This window comes from Phycisphaerae bacterium, from assembly GCA_019636475.1.
Classification (GTDB): domain Bacteria; phylum Planctomycetota; class Phycisphaerae; order UBA1845; family UTPLA1; genus JADJRI01.
Genome location: JAHBXN010000001.1, coordinates 330,045 through 346,061 on the forward strand (window position 1 = coordinate 330,045; position 16,017 = coordinate 346,061).

At 59.5% G+C, this 16,017-nt stretch carries 14 protein-coding genes; 9 read left to right on the forward strand and 5 right to left on the reverse strand.

Translation table 11 applies throughout. The annotated features are described in order from the left end of the window. Positions 1–48 precede the first annotated feature (48 nt). The gene (locus KF841_01380) at positions 49–1,881 is read right to left on the reverse strand and encodes a PQQ-binding-like beta-propeller repeat protein (protein MBX3393997.1); all 1,833 of its coding nucleotides are present in this window, start codon (positions 1,879–1,881) and stop codon (positions 49–51) included. A 681-nt stretch (positions 1,882–2,562) separates the two neighbouring features. Here KF841_01380 and KF841_01385 point away from each other — a divergent pair. The 3 genes from KF841_01385 to KF841_01395 all read left to right on the forward strand — a co-directional run bounded on the left by KF841_01385 (position 2,563) and on the right by KF841_01395 (position 5,097). Continuing rightward, positions 2,563–3,456, forward strand: coding sequence for a hypothetical protein (locus KF841_01385; GenBank protein ID MBX3393998.1), 894 nt, complete (start codon positions 2,563–2,565; stop codon positions 3,454–3,456). A 93-nt stretch (positions 3,457–3,549) separates the two neighbouring features. Next, positions 3,550–3,711, forward strand: a complete 162-nt coding sequence (locus KF841_01390; GenBank protein MBX3393999.1) for a hypothetical protein — start codon at positions 3,550–3,552, stop codon at positions 3,709–3,711. Between the two features lie 354 nt (positions 3,712–4,065). Continuing rightward, entirely contained in the window at positions 4,066–5,097 is a 1,032-nt protein-coding gene (locus tag KF841_01395; protein ID MBX3394000.1) for a rod shape-determining protein, read from the forward strand. 51 nt (positions 5,098–5,148) lie between these two features. Here the strand turns inward: KF841_01395 and KF841_01400 are convergent, their stop codons facing one another. Next, the gene (locus tag KF841_01400; protein ID MBX3394001.1) at positions 5,149–5,835 is read right to left on the reverse strand and encodes an LON peptidase substrate-binding domain-containing protein; all 687 of its coding nucleotides are present in this window, start codon (positions 5,833–5,835) and stop codon (positions 5,149–5,151) included. A gap of 213 nt (positions 5,836–6,048) precedes the next feature. Here KF841_01400 and KF841_01405 point away from each other — a divergent pair, with 213 nt between their 5' ends. The 4 genes from KF841_01405 to KF841_01420 all read left to right on the forward strand — a co-directional run bounded on the left by KF841_01405 (position 6,049) and on the right by KF841_01420 (position 8,470). Continuing rightward, entirely contained in the window at positions 6,049–7,029 is a 981-nt protein-coding gene (locus KF841_01405) for a hypothetical protein (protein ID MBX3394002.1), read from the forward strand. Between the two features lie 3 nt (positions 7,030–7,032). Next, positions 7,033–7,428 carry a DUF962 domain-containing protein gene (locus KF841_01410; GenBank protein MBX3394003.1) on the forward strand — a complete coding sequence of 132 codons (396 nt, stop codon included), beginning with the start codon at positions 7,033–7,035 and terminating at the stop codon, positions 7,426–7,428. Positions 7,429–7,631: 203 nt separating this feature from the next. Next, positions 7,632–8,264: a cytochrome c gene (locus KF841_01415; GenBank protein MBX3394004.1), complete on the forward strand. Its 633-nt coding sequence runs from the start codon at positions 7,632–7,634 to the stop codon at positions 8,262–8,264. Further along, entirely contained in the window at positions 8,264–8,470 is a 207-nt protein-coding gene (locus KF841_01420; protein MBX3394005.1) for a hypothetical protein, read from the forward strand. Before KF841_01415 ends, KF841_01420 begins: the two co-directional genes overlap by 1 nt. Before the next feature lie 129 nt (positions 8,471–8,599). Here the strand turns inward: KF841_01420 and truD are convergent, their stop codons facing one another. Then, positions 8,600–9,871, reverse strand: coding sequence for a tRNA pseudouridine(13) synthase TruD (gene truD, locus KF841_01425; protein ID MBX3394006.1), 1,272 nt, complete (start codon positions 9,869–9,871; stop codon positions 8,600–8,602). A 180-nt stretch (positions 9,872–10,051) separates the two neighbouring features. On the opposite strand from truD, the gene rnc reads away from it, so the two are divergent. Further along, complete coding sequence (gene rnc, locus KF841_01430) at positions 10,052–10,756, forward strand: ribonuclease III (protein MBX3394007.1); 705 nt, start codon at positions 10,052–10,054, stop codon at positions 10,754–10,756. A 106-nt stretch (positions 10,757–10,862) separates the two neighbouring features. Here the strand turns inward: rnc and KF841_01435 are convergent, their stop codons facing one another. Together KF841_01435 and KF841_01440 are read right to left on the reverse strand one after the other, a co-directional pair. Then, positions 10,863–12,368, reverse strand: coding sequence for a hypothetical protein (locus tag KF841_01435; protein ID MBX3394008.1), 1,506 nt, complete (start codon positions 12,366–12,368; stop codon positions 10,863–10,865). A 70-nt stretch (positions 12,369–12,438) separates the two neighbouring features. Beyond that, a complete protein-coding gene (locus tag KF841_01440) occupies positions 12,439–13,797 on the reverse strand; it encodes an alkaline phosphatase family protein (protein ID MBX3394009.1) in 1,359 nt (452 codons plus the stop codon). On the opposite strand from KF841_01440, the gene mutL reads away from it, so the two are divergent. Then, on the forward strand, positions 13,798–15,999 hold the full coding sequence (gene mutL / locus KF841_01445; GenBank protein ID MBX3394010.1) for a DNA mismatch repair endonuclease MutL: 2,202 nt from the start codon (positions 13,798–13,800) through the stop codon (positions 15,997–15,999). Positions 16,000–16,017: the final 18 nt, after the last annotated feature.

Here is a 16,017-nt window from a genome sequence, read left to right on the forward strand (position 1 = left end):
CTACTCAATGCCGAATCACGATTCAAACATCACAAGCCGGGCAGAATCTCAGTCGTCTTCATCGTCCGAATCGTCATCAGAATCGTCATCAGAATCGTCATCAGAATCGTCGTCGGAATCGTCGTCCGAATCGTCGTCGGAATTGGAGTCATCTTCATCATCCGAATCGTCGTCGGAATCGGCTTCATCACCGTCATCCGAATCGGATTCATCCTCGGTCTCTTCCTCGGCTTCAGTCTCTTTTGCCGGTGCCTCCGGCGCCTTTGTGCGGCCATTTGACGGCTTCTCGCCAACATCAACCAAGTCTCGGCCACCCGCCGGTTTTGCAGTGCTGCGGCTCCCGAGGAAATCGTCGTCCTCGATGAATTTGATGTCCGGGCGCCGTATCGACTCATCCGACGACTTTGCCTCCGCAAGGGCGCGCTGCTCCGCAGACATCCGCGCAAGTTCCTTCGCTCTGGCATCGTTCTGCAAGACGATTGCGAGCTCCGCCGGCTTCAGGGGGGGCGCCGACTTCGGTCGCAGGCAAACGAGATCGCCGCACGAATTTCCAATAACGATCAACTGATCAGCATGGCTGGAGACCGCGATATCCGCCGATGTGGATTGCCGGCTCTTGATCTTCCCGGTCACCTCGTCAATTCGAATAATGGAGGAGGTCGTCGGCGAATGCACGTATGCGTCGTTTTCGAACCGGGCGAGATAACGTGCCTGTTCCGGCAGATGCCACTGCCGTTTTCCGGTTCGGGAATCGAGACAATTCAGTCCGTGATCGACGATCGACAGGTAAACCCGTCCATCGGCCAGCACAGGGGGTGAATCCGGCGGATTCTCGAAGCGCTCGGTCCAGACCTGGCGGCCGTTCTTGCGATAGAGAGCGTATAGCTGCCGATCACTTGATGCGACGTACACCTTCTCCGCATCGACGGCCAGCGAATTGAAGATCGGTCCTTCAGTGACAAACTCCCACTTGCGGCGGGCTTCGTCGCGCCGAGCACTGCCCAGGATCAATGCCGTCACGCGGCCGCCCTGCGATCCGTAATACAGTTCATCTCCGACAAGCACCGGCGTGCCGGTCACCGTACCCGAAACCGATGCCTCCCAATTGCGGAAGGTCTCGAAGATATCGAGCGAATAGACGCGTTCGTTCGCCGAGCCGACGAAAATATGAAACGCGTCACCCACGGCAGCGGTTGTCGCCGAGAACGGCAGATTGATCGACTTGAGCGGAAGGTTGACGTTGGCTCCCACTCGCATTCCAGGTTCGATGACGGTCGTCCGCGAGGTACGAATCACCTCCCCTTTCGAATGGCGTTCGCCGACGACGGTCACACGAAGCCTCGCGAGGGTTTTGGATGAATCGTCCGGCTCGTCGCCGACTCGAACGATGCTCAGCACATCATCCTGTCGGATGCCGTTGGCCCGGCCGATCGAGATCGTGGCGACGTCGTGAGAGATTTCGATGATTGCGCCGCGGAGCTTTCGAGGCTCGCTGGCCAATTGACCGGTCACGCGATCGATCGCTTTGACTGAGGCGGGGGTCGTGAAGAGCGCATACTGGGGAGTGTGCGTCGGGCCGCGAAGCGACTGGCCCGGTTCGGCGGCCTGGGCTGTCCATCGAATCACACCGGTCTTGGCGTGAACCGCGTAGACCAGATTCTGAGCGGTAATCAGATAGAGATTATCGTCGAGCAACTCGGCGCGGACAATGCGATCGTTCGCCATGAGTGGAATGCTGACCCGCCACAACTTTCGCGCGGCAAGCTGGTCAATCGACTCGACCGAGATCAAATCCGATGCAATCGCGCCCGAAGAAATCGAGGACGCAATCGCCATCGAAGCGACCCACGAAGGAAGGGCGGCACGAACGCAGAAATTCATCGACAATCTCCTCAGTCGAACGGAAGGCTTCTGGCGGGATGATCGGCTCAGGTACTGAAATCGGCGCAGCGGGTCAATCGGTCTCACCAACCATTTGATCTGCTGGAATGACGCTTCACCCCGGGGCTCAGGACGCGCGCGGCAGGCTGGAAAATAGCGGCTATCCTGCTTCTAACTGTAATCGTTCTGACGCTGCCGGGTCAAGACGTGGACCCGTGCCAATCAGATGATTACGCTGATTGGGACGTTGATCCCGGCGCGAATCCCGGTCCCGAACCATCGGCCTGACCCGGTTCCGCCTTCAGACCCTTCATGCGGATTCTCGGTCCCCTCGTCTTTCAGACCATTCGATCGTCACCGCTCGATCCGAGGCGTTCGCGCGTTCGCGGACGTCGCAAGGTCCGCCGATCGGAGATTGCGACTTCAAGGTGATGAGGGGCTTGCAAATCGCCGTCAGAGAGGGGATAATCCAATGATTCCAGTGAAAGCGCCGGACGCCGCAACCGGCTCGGCGCGACTTCAACGGAACCACGCCTCAACGCACAGAATTAGCGAAAAGGCTTACAAGAGTACGAATCGCCACACCGCCCGACGGGGGGCAACCAAAGAAAGAACCGCATGAAGCGGCTCGCCGCCGATTCGACTCGCAAACCTACTTACTCCGTTTGAGGAGGAATCGAAGTGAGCGTCCTCACGAAGGTCTTTGTCATCGTTGTTGTCGTTCTATCCGTGTTTCTATCTGCCCACACCGTGGCGACCTTCTCGCAGCAGGAGAAGTGGAAGGCGTCGGCGGCCGACTGGAAAGAGGTCGCATTGGCCGAGCAAGCCAAGTCTCGAACCATCGCAGCCAACGCGGCGCTCGAAGCACAGAACGCGCTGGCTCGGCACCTTTCCGACTTGGACTCGATCAACCGCCTGAAGGCGGAAGTGTCGGACAAGGAGCGTGAACTCGCCAAGCTGGAGAGCGACTACGCCGCGGAGCAGAACCGAATGACCGTCGCCCAAGGCGCTTTGGCCAGCACATCGGAGCACAACAAGCTCCTCGAAACAGCCCGCAATCGCGATGGTGAATTCATTGCCAAATTGAGTCGTCGCAATAGCGAGCTGGAGCGGCTGAATGTCGATCTGAACGATCGGGTGAAGGAACTCACGTCGAGTGTGGCGATGGCCCAGTCACAGATTCGGGCACTTCGCGAGCAGATTGAGACGATCTCAACCAGCCAGGTCGCCGGCGTCACCCAGATTCCCGGCGGTCCCGGCATCGTGCAGGCCGGCATACCCAGTGTCTCGACCGCCGCCCGCCCGGTAGTGACCGCTCCGATCCGGGGTGAGGTCACTGACGTCAAGGACGGACTCGCCAGCATTTCGGTGGGCTCATCCGACGGCGTCGTCGAGGGCATGACCTTTCTGCTCTACCGACCGGGCGTGGCCGGTTCGAAGCCGATGTATCTCGGAACCCTCCGTGTGACGCGGGTGGAGGCGAACGCCTGTGCCGGTTCAGTGGAAACGACCGAAGGGCAGATTCGTCCGGGTGACCTCGCTCGGGACGAAGCCAGCTTTGCCCTCCGCGGATAATCGCAAACGGAACGAGGCTTGGGCCGTCGCCTCGCAAGCATAGACGGCAGCCTGACTCATGCCGGTTGGAATCGAAACAAGGAGTTAGCGATCATGGCAGCGCCCGGTGGATATGGCTCACGACCCGCTCCTGAGAACGACATTTACACGGTGCTCCTGGGGATCGCGCTCGCGTTGGTGGCGGGTACTTTCACCTTCGCGATCATACGAGCGAACGAACTTCTGGGTGTCCCGTTTCCCAGCTTCGCAAGTTGAAGATCGACGGGCGGCATCGGTGGCTCCGGCGGCCGACGTCGTCCTTTCAGTTTTCCTTTCAACGCGGTTCCAATCGGAGCCGCTTTTTTTTATAACGCATCGCATTCAGGGTTGGGCGGCGCGCGACCGGACCGTGACCGACCGGTTTCCGGCTCGCATACGATTTTGAATCATTTCACAGCCCCGACTGAAATTTCATCTCCCAGGGCGAACGTCTCTATGACGAGATGACGTATATCTGTAGAATGCCCGTCGAGCGCGGTCGCTTTGGAAGGATGCCATCGCTCGCGCGCTCTTATCTCGCTTGGCCGAACGTTCGAGGAACCCGGTTTGTTATTCGATTCTCTACTAGGAATGTTCAGCGTCGACATGGGGATCGACCTGGGCACCTGCAATACGCTTGTCTGCGTGCGCGGCGAAGGCATCGTTCTGAACGAGCCGAGTGTCGTCGCGGTGCGCAAGGGAACCAATCAAGTACTTCAGGGAGGGAACGCCGTCGGCTTGATTGCGAAAGAAATGCTCGGCAAGACCCCCGGCTCCATCACCGCGATTCGCCCCATGAAGGACGGCGTGATCGCGGACTTCGATATCACGGAAGCGATGCTCGGCTATTTCATCCGCAAGGTCCACGGCGGTCGCAGCCGCTTCATTCGCCCGCGCGTCGTCATTGCGGTACCGTCGGGCATCACCGCCGTCGAGAAGCGAGCCGTCTATGGCAGCGCGGAGCGCGCCGGCGCCCGTCGTGTCTATCTCGTCGAAGAGCCGATGGCGGCCGGCATCGGGTCGGGCCTGCCGATTTCTGAGGCACGCGCCAGCATGATCGTCGACATCGGCGGCGGGACGACTGAAGTCGCGATCATGTCGCTCGCGGATATTTCGGTCAGTACGTCGCTGCGAACGGCCGGAGACGACATGGACGAAGCCATTCAGGCGCACATGAAACGCACATACAACCTGCAAATCGGCCCTCAAACGGCTGAATGGTTGAAGATCGAGATCGGGTCGGCGTCTCCGCTCGATCAGGAAGTGGCTGTCGAAGTGCGTGGGCGCGACATGATTTCCGGCCTGCCGCGCAAGACCGTTGTCACCAGCCAGGAAATTCGCGAAGCGCTTCGCGAACCCATCAGCCAGATACTGGATTCCGTCACCCATACGCTTGAGGCATGCGAGCCGGAACTCGCCGCCGACCTGGTTGATTCCGGCATCCACCTCTGTGGCGGCGGCGCTCTTCTGCGAGGTCTCGACCGCGTCATCAGCGACGGCACCGGCCTGCAATGCAAGGTCGTGGACGACCCGCTCTCATGCGTCGCGCGCGGAACAGCCGTCTATCTCGAGAATCTTGCGGAATGGAAAGACATGCTCGATTCCGATCATCATAATCTCTGACGTCGTGGATCGAGCCGGCGGCGCCTCGCTTCCGGTCTCCGTGTGGCAGCGTCAATTACAGGAATCGGTCGGCGGCCACGGCCTGGCGCGGCGCGTAGCGGCGGCCTGAGCCAGTTGCTCCGAAAGCACCGTCAAAGCCGAACAGATGCATCGCGCGCGTCGCTCAACGCACAATTCCTCCAGAAAACACTGGCGATCTTCCGGCCGCTTGACCAGCGATGATGCAATCACATCAACCACATCCGAAAGCGAGTAGGCGCTACAGGCAAAAAGTTCGTTCCAGTTCGCTTCCTTTGCCCAGGATGCCAACGACGAGGAATTCAGAAGCTCTCGCAACCTTCGCCGGACGGCGCATTCCTGCTCTGGCTGCGGTGCGATCGGTTCAATCACTTCAAGACGTCCTTGCCGATAGACTCGATCTTTTCGTTCTTCAATGATCCTGGTCCGATAGTGTCCTTGTAGCAGCAGATTAAACCGGCCGTCCGGCAGGCGCTCGTCCCGAAGGACACGGCCGACACCGACGATTTCGCAGACTTTTGCATCCAGCGTGTGGTAGGCGGCTTCGTAACCTGGCTTCAACAGCGCGATGGCCATAAACCGCCGCCCCGACAGCACGTCCTCGGTCATTTCTCGATAACGCGGTTCATAGATATGCAGCGGCAGAATTGTCCGAGGCAAAAGGACCGCGTTGGGCAGTGGGAAGATCGGAATCCAGTGTGGAAGCACTTTCTTTATCATGCAGACTGCTCGTCCAACGTCTCGTGCACCAGACTCGGTGCAGGGCCGGCTCCTCGATTAGTGTAGCAGCCTGTCCGACAATTATCATCGCCCAGATAAAAGCACGGCTGTCTTTTTACCCGCCGAAAGAGGTCGGGATGAACTAAAGGCGTGCCGGCGCGCCATTCCGGCTTTTGCTGGCATCCAAGGCCTGTCTCGCGCATGATTCCGAACATGTCCGGCTGGTCGAAACATGTCGTGATTGTCGGAATCGATGAAGCAGGCTATGGGCCGATTCTCGGTCCATTGGTCGTCAGCGCCGCTGCATTTGAAGTGCCCCGCGTTGATTGGCATCGATGCCTGTGGCAATCTCTGACTCAAAGCGTCTCGAATGGGACGTCGACACGCGACGGTCGGATCGCCATCCAGGACAGCAAAAAGCTCTTCCATCGAAAACACGGTCTGGCCAGGCTGGAGCGCTCCGTTCTCTCGGTCTTCGGCGGCGCGAATGAACCCCCGAAGGACCTATCCGGATTTCTGACAGCCGTCGCTCCCGACGTCATTCCGCTTCTGAAGGAGTATGCATGGTACAGCCATTCCGATCTGCCGCTACCTTGCGCGGCCGACGCCGGAGCGATACGCATTGCCGCGGCGCGGTTCGCGCGGGATCTCGCCGCGAAATCGGTGCGACAGTCCGGCATGTGGTCTGAAGTGCTTCCTGAAGGGCACTTCAATCGTCTGGTGGGTGTGACACAAAACAAGGCGTCCGCATTGTTCGGTCTGGTTCTGCGGCTGATACAGCGCGCCGCCGCCGCTCATCCCGATCGTGACGTCCTCTTTCTGATTGACAAGCAAGGCGGCCGTGGGCGCTACGGGCCGCTCCTTTTGCGCGCCTTCGAAGACCGACAATTGCGAATACTGAAAGAGGAAGACGAAGAGAGTGAATACGAGTTGCAAGGTCGCCTGACAAAATGGCGCGTCCGGTTCAGTCAGAGCGGCGAGTCGAAGTATCTGCCCATCGCGCTGGCCAGCATGCTTAGCAAGTACCTCCGCGAACTGTTCATGGAGAGATTCAATGCCTATTGGCGGCAACATGCAGCCGACCTTGTCCCGACTGCCGGTTACTACGAAGACGGCATACGATTTCTCAAAGACATCGAACCACACGCGCGACGCCTCGGCATTCGGCGCGAGCAGCTCGTCAGGGAGCGATAATCGTTGACTCGCAATCAGGAATCAAATCTCGTCACGGCACCTCGGAGCGCATCCGCCTCACACACGGACGGCCGCGCAACATCCTCCCGAAAACCGGCGTGGCTTCGAAACTGGCTCGAGCGGCATCAGAATCCGGTGTCATTTTGGTTGCACATGATCGGCATTCCGATGACGATCGCGGCGATTCCCCTGGCCATTGTGCAGCTTACCCGTGATGAATGGTCGCTGTGGTGGCGGCCGACCGCGCTGTTTGCCGGCGGCTATCTGCTGCAGTGGATCGGGCACCTGGTCGAAGGCAACGACATGGGCGAGCTGATTCTGGTCAAGAAACTGCGAGGCAAGCCCTATGTGGCCGTCTCGCCGCGATACGGTCCAACGGCAAAACCCGAGAGCGACTGACAGCCTTGGAGGCTTGTTCACCGAAGCCTTGCGGAATTGTCCGCGACGAATTGCCGATTCTTGAGCATTCATGCCAAAAATTCAGGCTGAACCGGGCTGAAACCTCCTTCCGAGCGACTGGCACCTCCCTTGCAGCAAGTTTGATGGCGCTCCATAGATTTTCCAACGCAGCCGACGCGATCGGGAGCGCCGGAGGCAATCTCATGTTCCACGGACTTCGAGCCAAATCGCTGATTATCCCTGCAATCATCGTCACGTCGTTGCTCGTCGTTCTCCTACTTCCGTCGTGCAGCCAGTCGAGCGGCGAGGCCCACAGGAAATCGAATTGCGGCTGCAACACAGCAACCCCCGCGGCCCAGGAGACGCCGGACCCTCCAGCGCGATCAGACGTCGCCGCGTCGGACGAAACTCATGGCCTTCATGTGCTCGATAACGATCGGCTGCGCACGATCATGCGCCGGTTGTCTCAGATGAACTTCGATGAAATGGAAATCGAAATAGAGAAGACCGGAGCACTGAATCGGGACATTCGCGATATCGCGTCGTATGCCACTGATCTGGCATCCGATGCGGCGGTGGTTCCAATCATCTTTCGGAACACGGAAATGAACGATGAGGCGCGACGGGTTCTCGACGAAATGTCGCGAAGACTGCACGCAGATGCGATCGCTTTGCATGACGCGGCGGTTGAAGGCAGCATCAGCCTCGTGAAAGAGCGGCTCGATCAGATGATCAAAACCTGCAACAACTGCCATGCCACGTTTCGAGCGCCGGCCGTTGCGACTGCCGGTCGTCCGAGGATTTCCGCGCGGATTTCTGAATTGGAGGTGCCGTGATGTCCCTGAAAGCATTCCATCTGATCTTCGTCATGATTGTAATCATGGGGGCTGATCTCTTCGGCGGCTGGGCCATTCATGAATTTCGCACGGATGGCGATCAGCTGACTCTCTGGATGGGGATCGTCAGCATGGTCGGCGGACTGGGCTTGGCCGGTTATCTCATCTGGTTTATCGAGAAGATCCGGCTGGCCCACCTGGAGTAGTGCGGCCGCGATGCGCTCTTGCCTTCGCCGGCGCCGGACACCGTGCTTGTGGCGTGCCAACCTTTCAGTCGTGGCAGCGGTTCCGCCCCACCGTGCGACATGCGCGGAGCCTGAAGGGACGTTCGGAAATTACTCCTCCTCCAGGCCTTCTTCCATGTACTGCTTGCAGATTTCACCGAGTATCAGCGTGGCGTAACAGCCCGACGGCAGGATGAATCGCAGCTCAATGAACGGCCCGTGCTCGTCTTCGCCGGGCTCAATCGACAGCCCCTCGGGCCGGAAACGAAAGGGCCGCCGCGCGCCGTGAATTTTCATCCGCGCCAACGAACGGAAAGTGTCCTTCGAAATGTTCTCTGTTTGGAGAATCTCATTCTCAATCTCCGCCGGAACTCCGGTCGGCTCGGTCATCTTGTATCCAAAGATGGGACCGGTCGCCGAGATTTCGAAGGCGGCCGCCCGAGGCGCCTCCGCCGCGGCATCCTCGACCCGGAACACCGCGCCGTTCTCATGCTTGAAAGCCAGGTCTCCCTCCCTGATTTCGTCGAGGGTCGTAATGCGCCGCGCTAGAACGAGATTGAAAAGATAGGACTGGTACGCGTTGACATAGAATTTTTTCAACCGCATGTCGATGGCGTGGAATGCCCTCGCATGTTTGCCGCGGGTGCGATCAAGCTCCCGGCACATTCGGACATTGTCACGAAAGCCGTAGGGCCACGCCTTCGCCGCTCCGGCGAAATCGCCCGCCTCATAGAGCTGACGGGCCCGAAGCACTTCTCCGGAGTCAGCAGGCCCCGGCCGTCCGAGGATCAGATCGACAACCTGCTTCTTATCATCCAGGAGGACCGAACGCCCTATGCGCCAGGTGTCTCCGCGTGAACCGAATCGCTGTCGCCCGAAGTAGTTGGGTACGCCGCGTGCCATGAGCGTGTCGCAAACTGCCCGGATATCGTCGAGTCGATCGCCCGCTACTTCGCGCATGCGGATCACGAATCGGTTTCCCCGAAGGTGCCCGATGCGCAGTTTGTTGGTGTGCCGCGAGACATTCAGAATCTTGATCCGCGGAATCTCCATGGATCGAACCCGATCGGAGTCGATATGCTCAATGCTTAACATCTGGGTGGTGACAGCTCGGGCATCCTTCAGCCCGGCAAGACCAATGTCACGCGGATTGACATCGAGGTAGCGCCCGATGTCGTTTACCGCCCGCATCGTCGCAAGCCCGGACTTCTCGATCGTGAAATACACGTGATCGCCCCTGCCGCACGGTTCGTAGGCCGGGATCTCTTCAACGCGAAAATCCTCGTACCGACGCTTGATGGCGGCTGGTATTGGCGCAATATCGGTCGTGAGGTGAGGCAATGAATCGAAATGATCCGGTTCGATTTTGGAAGATTGATGCATGGACTCGTTCAGTTGACTGGTCATACGTGCGATACTATAGTGGAATCGTCGAAAGGTGAATTCGCGTCCCGTGTACCGAGACCGGCCTTTCGACCGGGCTTATGCCGAAAACCGCTTGGGTATCGCCGAGAGCGGCTTTCGTCATCCGCCTGATCGCTCGAATCGAGGATCAGAACATCTATGCGTGACGAAGCGCTTGCCCGCTGTCAGGCGGCGATCGGGATTCAATTCAAGAACCCGGCCCTCCTTGCTTCAGCACTCACACACGCCTCCATCGCGAACAATCGCCTTGAAAGTAACGAACGCCTTGAATTTCTCGGTGACTCCATTCTCGGCATGATCGTCTGCCAGTACCTCTTCGAGAACTACCCTGATTTTCTCGAAGGCGAATTGACCAAGATCAAATCGACCGTCGTCTCCGGAAAGACCTGTGCCAAAATCTCCGAGGAGCTTGGACTGGCTGAATGCCTGTTCCTCGGCAACGGCATATCGACGCGAGCCAAGCTCCCGACATCCGTGCTCGCCGCCGTGCTGGAGTCGATAATCGCCGCGATGTATATTGACGCCGGCTGGGACACCACGCGGGAGTTTGTCCTGACGCATGTCGAACCGTTCATTCAGCGCGCCGCGGTCAGCGAGCACCACCAGAACTTCAAATCCCAGTTGCAGCAACACGCACAACGTGACATGTCTGCGACACCTGTTTACCAGATGCTTGACGAAAAAGGGCCCGATCACAGCAAGTGCTTTGAAGTGGCCGTCCGAATCGGGTCACGGCAGTTTGCTCCGGCATGGGGGCCGAGCAAGAAAGAAGCCGAACAGAAGGCGGCCTACAACGCGCTTGTCGAGTTGAATCTTGTCGCACAGGAAGCGCATGCAGGCTGATCCGCCCGCGTTTCCCGCATATTGCACTGCGTTGATTCCTGAACCTCACCGGGCAGACGCCGCGCACGGGTTTAATGCGCAAACGGATATCGGTGCAATTGCGCACTTATGCGGCGCCGGCCAGACCCTGCAAGCCTCGATCGGATTGCACATAGCGGCATTTGCCGAACTCGGTGCGTTCGAGGCCGTCGACCTGCCGAAGGCTCACCGCCGCCCGCTGCCCCATCAGTGATTCCAATGCCTCGCGAACACGAGACGCGCGTCCCGTGGAGGTCGTGCCGTCGTTCACGACCGAAATCTCGATTGAACCGACATCGGTCTGCCTGACCTGAAAACGCCCCTCTCCGAGTATCGGCGAAAGCGCCTCGACGGTCCTCGCCGGCTCAATCCACTCACTTTCGTCCGTCACAAGGAAATCCCGCGTACGCCCCAGCACCCTCGGCATAACCGGCCGACCGCTGCCACAGTCGCAATCCAATTCGCCAACGCGAACGACATCGCCGGTGCAGTAGCGAATCAGCGGCATCGCAAAACTCTCCAGCCCCGTCACCACCACTTCCGCCAACTCTCCCGGCCGCGCTGATCGCCCCCCTCGAACAAACTCGACAAACGCTGATTCCGAGCACACATGCCATCGCCCGCGCGCGCACTCGTATGCGATTGCCCCGGCCTCCTGCACGCCATAGCTCTCCACGCATCGCGCGTGCAATGATCGCGAGATGAGACGTCTCTGCCACTTATGCGTCACCTCGCCGGTGAGAAACACCGTTCGCAGTGTTCGACGCGCACAGGCCTGCGCACCTTTGGGGTCCGTCTGTATCATCATCGACAACGCCGACGGAAACGCACTAAGTCGCGACGGCCCGGACCGCAATACCTTCTGCCAGAACGACGCCGCCATGTCGCGCGTTAGCTCTTTCGTTCCGCCCGGCCAATCAACCTGCAATTCGCCGAGCGCAAAGTCTCGCAGCCGCCGCAATCCATGCCGAACACGACCGCTGAAGTCAACCGGCGGATCAATCGGCCATAAGTGCAATTCGCGGTCGCCGATCGCGAATCCGAGATCATGATGCCCGCGAATTCGTTGGGCCTTGTCCCACGCCTGCCGGTTCCGATCCCAATAATAAGCCAGCCGCTCGTCCGTCGACCCCCGTGTGTGGTCGATCAGCACGCGCCCGGGGCCGCTGTCCCACCGCATCTCCCGGGCATGCGATCGGAGCTCCGCCCTCGGAAGAAGGGGAACGCCGGCAAGCAGATCAGCCGCCGAAACAGCCTGACGATCTCGCGATGCCGCAAGCGCATCCTCCATGCTCCGATAGCGACCGTCCTTGTAGTAAACACACGTCCGCCGGGCGTGCTCCAGAATGGCGATCAACTTGCCTCGCTGCATCGCAACCACTGCCGACGGCGGCTGCCGTTCGTCCGAGATCAGGCGTCTCGCAAGACGCACGGTTCCTCGGCGCATCACCGCTTCATGCGCATGAAACAGGCCCGTTCGGAAGGATCGCGCCAACGCCGACATCGCGCGCGCTGATCGCGGTGCATTGGACGAGGGTAAGCCATGGCCGGCCCCGTCGGCCGGTTCCAGCCGAGCAAGCGGAAGCGATGTCATACCTATGAATCGGCAATTCCGGCCTGCTCCCGACAGCGATACGATGCGGCCGCACACGGCTTATGGCGTGTCAGGGAGAGTCGGCCCGACGAATCGAACGCACTTCCTGCTGAAACATGGTTTTACCTGTCTCACTCTTCAATTTCAGCATAACGGACGGCGGATTCGCGACGGTATCAAACTCAAGCACTCCGTAGTTCGGCCCCGTCGTATAGGCCGCAACTCGATCCGCATTGGGAATCTGGTCGCCCGATTTGAACGTGTCGTTGGCGAGCGGCGAACTCGTCAACTCCCAGAGATCCGCAGCCTTTTTCGATGGATCCTTCTTGTGAACCAATTCCGCAAAGTGTCGATCGCCCGCCAGGAAAATGACGCCACCGATCCGGTTGTTCCACAGCCACTGAAGAAACTCATCGCGTTCGGCGCGGAAGCACGTGCCCCAGCCCTCATGCGGGTGCGTGTCGGACAGAATCTGGTTGCCACAGACGATGATCCTGAACGTCGCCCTCGAAGCGGACAATCCTTCCTTCAACCAGGCGAGTTGCTTCTCACCGAGGAATGTCCTGCGGTCCGGCGCAGTGTTCGGGTCGCGAAACGTTCGATCATCGAGCATGAAGATATCCACGTCGCCCCAAGCGAACTTCCGAAAACAACCGCGCGCGTCCGGCAATCCATACTCCCCCGGGAAATAGAGCATGAACGCTTCCAACGCCACGTCCTTCCATTGCCAGGTTCTGTCAGAGTTGTTTGGGCCGTAGTCATGATCGTCCCACAGGCCGAAGCAATATGTTGATCGCAAAAGCGACTGCAACTCCGGCATCCGCCGCTGTCTGTCGTAGGTATCGCAGTAGAGTTTGAGCACCTCTGCTCGCGTCGCCGGATACTGAATTGAATCGTTGGGCAGATAGATGTTGTCGCCGATGAAGAGAAAAAGATCCGGCTTGTCGGCAGCAACTGCGCTCCAGACCGGCTGAGAGGCCGGATGCTTCTCCTGGTGTGAGCAGGAGCCGAAAGCCAAATTGAACCGACCTGCGGCGCCAACCAAGGGCGGGGTCGTTCCACGCCATTCGACTCCGTCCACCAAGGTCCACTTCACTTGCTCGCCGGCCGGCTGAGTCGCCCATGCGAATTGGATGCGCACCGCCGACGAGGCATCCGTACTTAATTGCAGGCGATGAAGATAACGCGAACACAGTAGGCGCTTTGCCGCGACAAAGTCGCCCGCGCCGCCGCTACCAGCGCGACCGCTGACAAGACGCGCGCCAATCATGGATTCCTTATCCGTCTCTAGCCAGATTTCAATCCTATTGGGTTCGCTTTTCGAAACCATTGGCCCTGCGATGATCTTCGGCTCACCTGCGACGGCCGACGACCACACGAACGTCCCGACCAGAATCGACGCGCCCGCAACCAAGGGCCTAAACAACATGTGAATTCCTCCATCTGCATTGCTCATCGACTATCGCGGTTCTATACTTGGTGGATTGTAGATATTCATCAACCGCTTTCGCGACAACCCTCGACGACGATGCGCATTCACCGGCTTGACCCCTCCCTTGTCAACAAGATCGCCGCGGGCGAGGTCATCGAACGTCCCGCTTCGGTCGTCAAGGAACTCGTCGAGAATGCCATCGATGCAGGAGCGTCCCGCATCGACGTCGCTCTTGAGGGCGGCGGCAGCGACCTCATTCGCGTAATCGACGACGGATGCGGCATCGGCCACGACGACCTGCCTCTTGCAATCGCCTCTCACGCCACCAGCAAGCTCAGCTCGGCCGACGATCTGTTCAATATCCGCACACTGGGTTTTCGTGGTGAAGCCCTCGCATCGATTGCTTCGGTGAGCCATCTACGAATCGTGAGCCGGCCATCCGACCAGCTCGAAGGCTATGAGATTCAATCCAACAAGGATTCAGAGGAGTTATCCCCCGAAAGGGCAGACCACCGCAACGCCCGCCTCGCCACCGACGATCCACATCGGAGAATTGTGCCACGTCCACTCGCGGCCCCGCAGGGCACCTGCATCGAGGTCCGCAACTTGTTCTTTAATGTGCCGGCGCGGCGCAAGTTTCTAAAGCAACCGCAAACGGAGTGCAGCCACGTCACCGAACAGATCGCCCGACTTTCACTCGCGCATCCCGGAATCGCTTTCACATTGACGCACCAAGGCCGCGCGTTGCGCAATTTGCCGGCAACGGTCGACCGCCGCACACGAATCGCTGATTTCTATGGAGCGGAACTGGCGGATTGCCTACTGCCCGTGCGGAGTCAGGAACGCGAACTACTCATCGAAGGCCTGATCGCCCCACCCGCGCAATCGCGCGCATCGACGAAGTGGCAATACCTGTTTTTAAACGGCCGATACATTACTGATCGCCGGATCGCCTTTGCCGTACGCGAAGCGTTTCGCGGCCTCGTCGAGCACGATCGATTTCCCGTGGTGTTCCTGTTTCTCCTGGCTGATCCGCGCGATTTCGACGTGAATGTGCACCCCACAAAGATTGAGGTTCGCTGGAAGGATGCGGGTCTGGTTCAGTCGCAGGTGCTGGCCGTTCTGCGCGAGGCGCTTTTGTCGCACGATCTGACGCCCGCGATGAATATGAATCGCGCTCGCGGCGGTTGGAATTCCGGTGATGCGGTCGCGCGGCTCGGTTCGGTTGATCCTGGCCCGCGGCGCGACTTCGGCAATCAGCAGCGCGCCCGGCAGGCGCTGGCCGATTACCTTAAGCGCGTCGATCCGACGCAATCGCGGCTGACCTTCTCGCCACCACCGTTCCGCTCAGATTCGCTGCGACCGTCGATCGCGCGAACGCTGCGAACGCCGCCAATGGATGATTCCCAATCGCACGACGCCGCGCTGGGCCCGCCGTCGCCCTTCGGCCCGGCAACTCTGAATGGAGCGGGCTCGGATTCCGGAGAAGCGACTCCGACATTACCAGGCCAACTGAACAGCTCCGCTCGTCCGGAGCCGTTCATCGCCGCGTCAGCGGCGACAGACGCACCGGCGATGGCTTCCCAATCCTTGCCGGCCGGCGTGCCCGAAGGTATCGTCGCACCCGGCCCCAGCGGCGTGATGCAAATCCACAATACCTATCTCGTCGCGCAGACTCAGGACGGCGTGATCATCGTTGATCAGCACGCGCTGCACGAGCGGATCCTCTACGAGCGATTCCGCGAGAGAATACTACAAGGCCCGCTGGAATCGCAGCGATTGCTGCTTCCGGAGACAATCGCGACTTCCCCCACGCGGTCCGAAACGATCGAACATCACGCATCGTTGCTGAATCGGCTCGGCATCGTGGTCGAACCCTTCGGCCCCGGCGCGCTGGCGGTCCAGGCATTCCCCACGCTTCTACAGGGCGTTGAAATCGGCGAATTCGTTTCCGACCTGCTCGACAAACTCCCGGATACCGATGGCGCCCCCTCCGAGGAAACCGCCATTCACGCGGCACTCGACATGATGGCGTGCAAGGCGGCGGTCAAAGCCGGTGACCCGTTGACCCAGGACGAAATGTTAGCGCTACTGGAAATGCGGCATCTGACCGAGCGGTCAAGTAATTGCCCGCACGGACGCCCAACCACGCTCGAACTCACTACGCAAGACCTGGAGAGGCAATTCAGGCGAATCTGAAGGTCCTGCCCATCTGAT

Coding starts and splice junctions, on each gene's coding strand:
- KF841_01380 (MBX3393997.1), bottom strand. CDS start 1,881: ATGAATTTCTGCGTTCGTGCCGCCCTTCCTTCGTGGGTCGCTTCGATG.
- KF841_01390 (MBX3393999.1), top strand. CDS start 3,550: ATGGCAGCGCCCGGTGGATATGGCTCACGACCCGCTCCTGAGAACGAC.
- KF841_01395 (MBX3394000.1), top strand. CDS start 4,066: ATGTTCAGCGTCGACATGGGGATCGACCTGGGCACCTGCAATACGCTT.
- KF841_01400 (MBX3394001.1), bottom strand. CDS start 5,835: ATGATAAAGAAAGTGCTTCCACACTGGATTCCGATCTTCCCACTGCCC.
- KF841_01405 (MBX3394002.1), top strand. CDS start 6,049: ATGTCCGGCTGGTCGAAACATGTCGTGATTGTCGGAATCGATGAAGCA.
- KF841_01415 (MBX3394004.1), top strand. CDS start 7,632: ATGTTCCACGGACTTCGAGCCAAATCGCTGATTATCCCTGCAATCATC.
- KF841_01420 (MBX3394005.1), top strand. CDS start 8,264: ATGTCCCTGAAAGCATTCCATCTGATCTTCGTCATGATTGTAATCATG.
- truD (MBX3394006.1), bottom strand. CDS start 9,871: ATGCATCAATCTTCCAAAATCGAACCGGATCATTTCGATTCATTGCCT.
- rnc (MBX3394007.1), top strand. CDS start 10,052: ATGCGTGACGAAGCGCTTGCCCGCTGTCAGGCGGCGATCGGGATTCAA.
- KF841_01435 (MBX3394008.1), bottom strand. CDS start 12,368: ATGACATCGCTTCCGCTTGCTCGGCTGGAACCGGCCGACGGGGCCGGC.
- KF841_01440 (MBX3394009.1), bottom strand. CDS start 13,797: ATGTTGTTTAGGCCCTTGGTTGCGGGCGCGTCGATTCTGGTCGGGACG.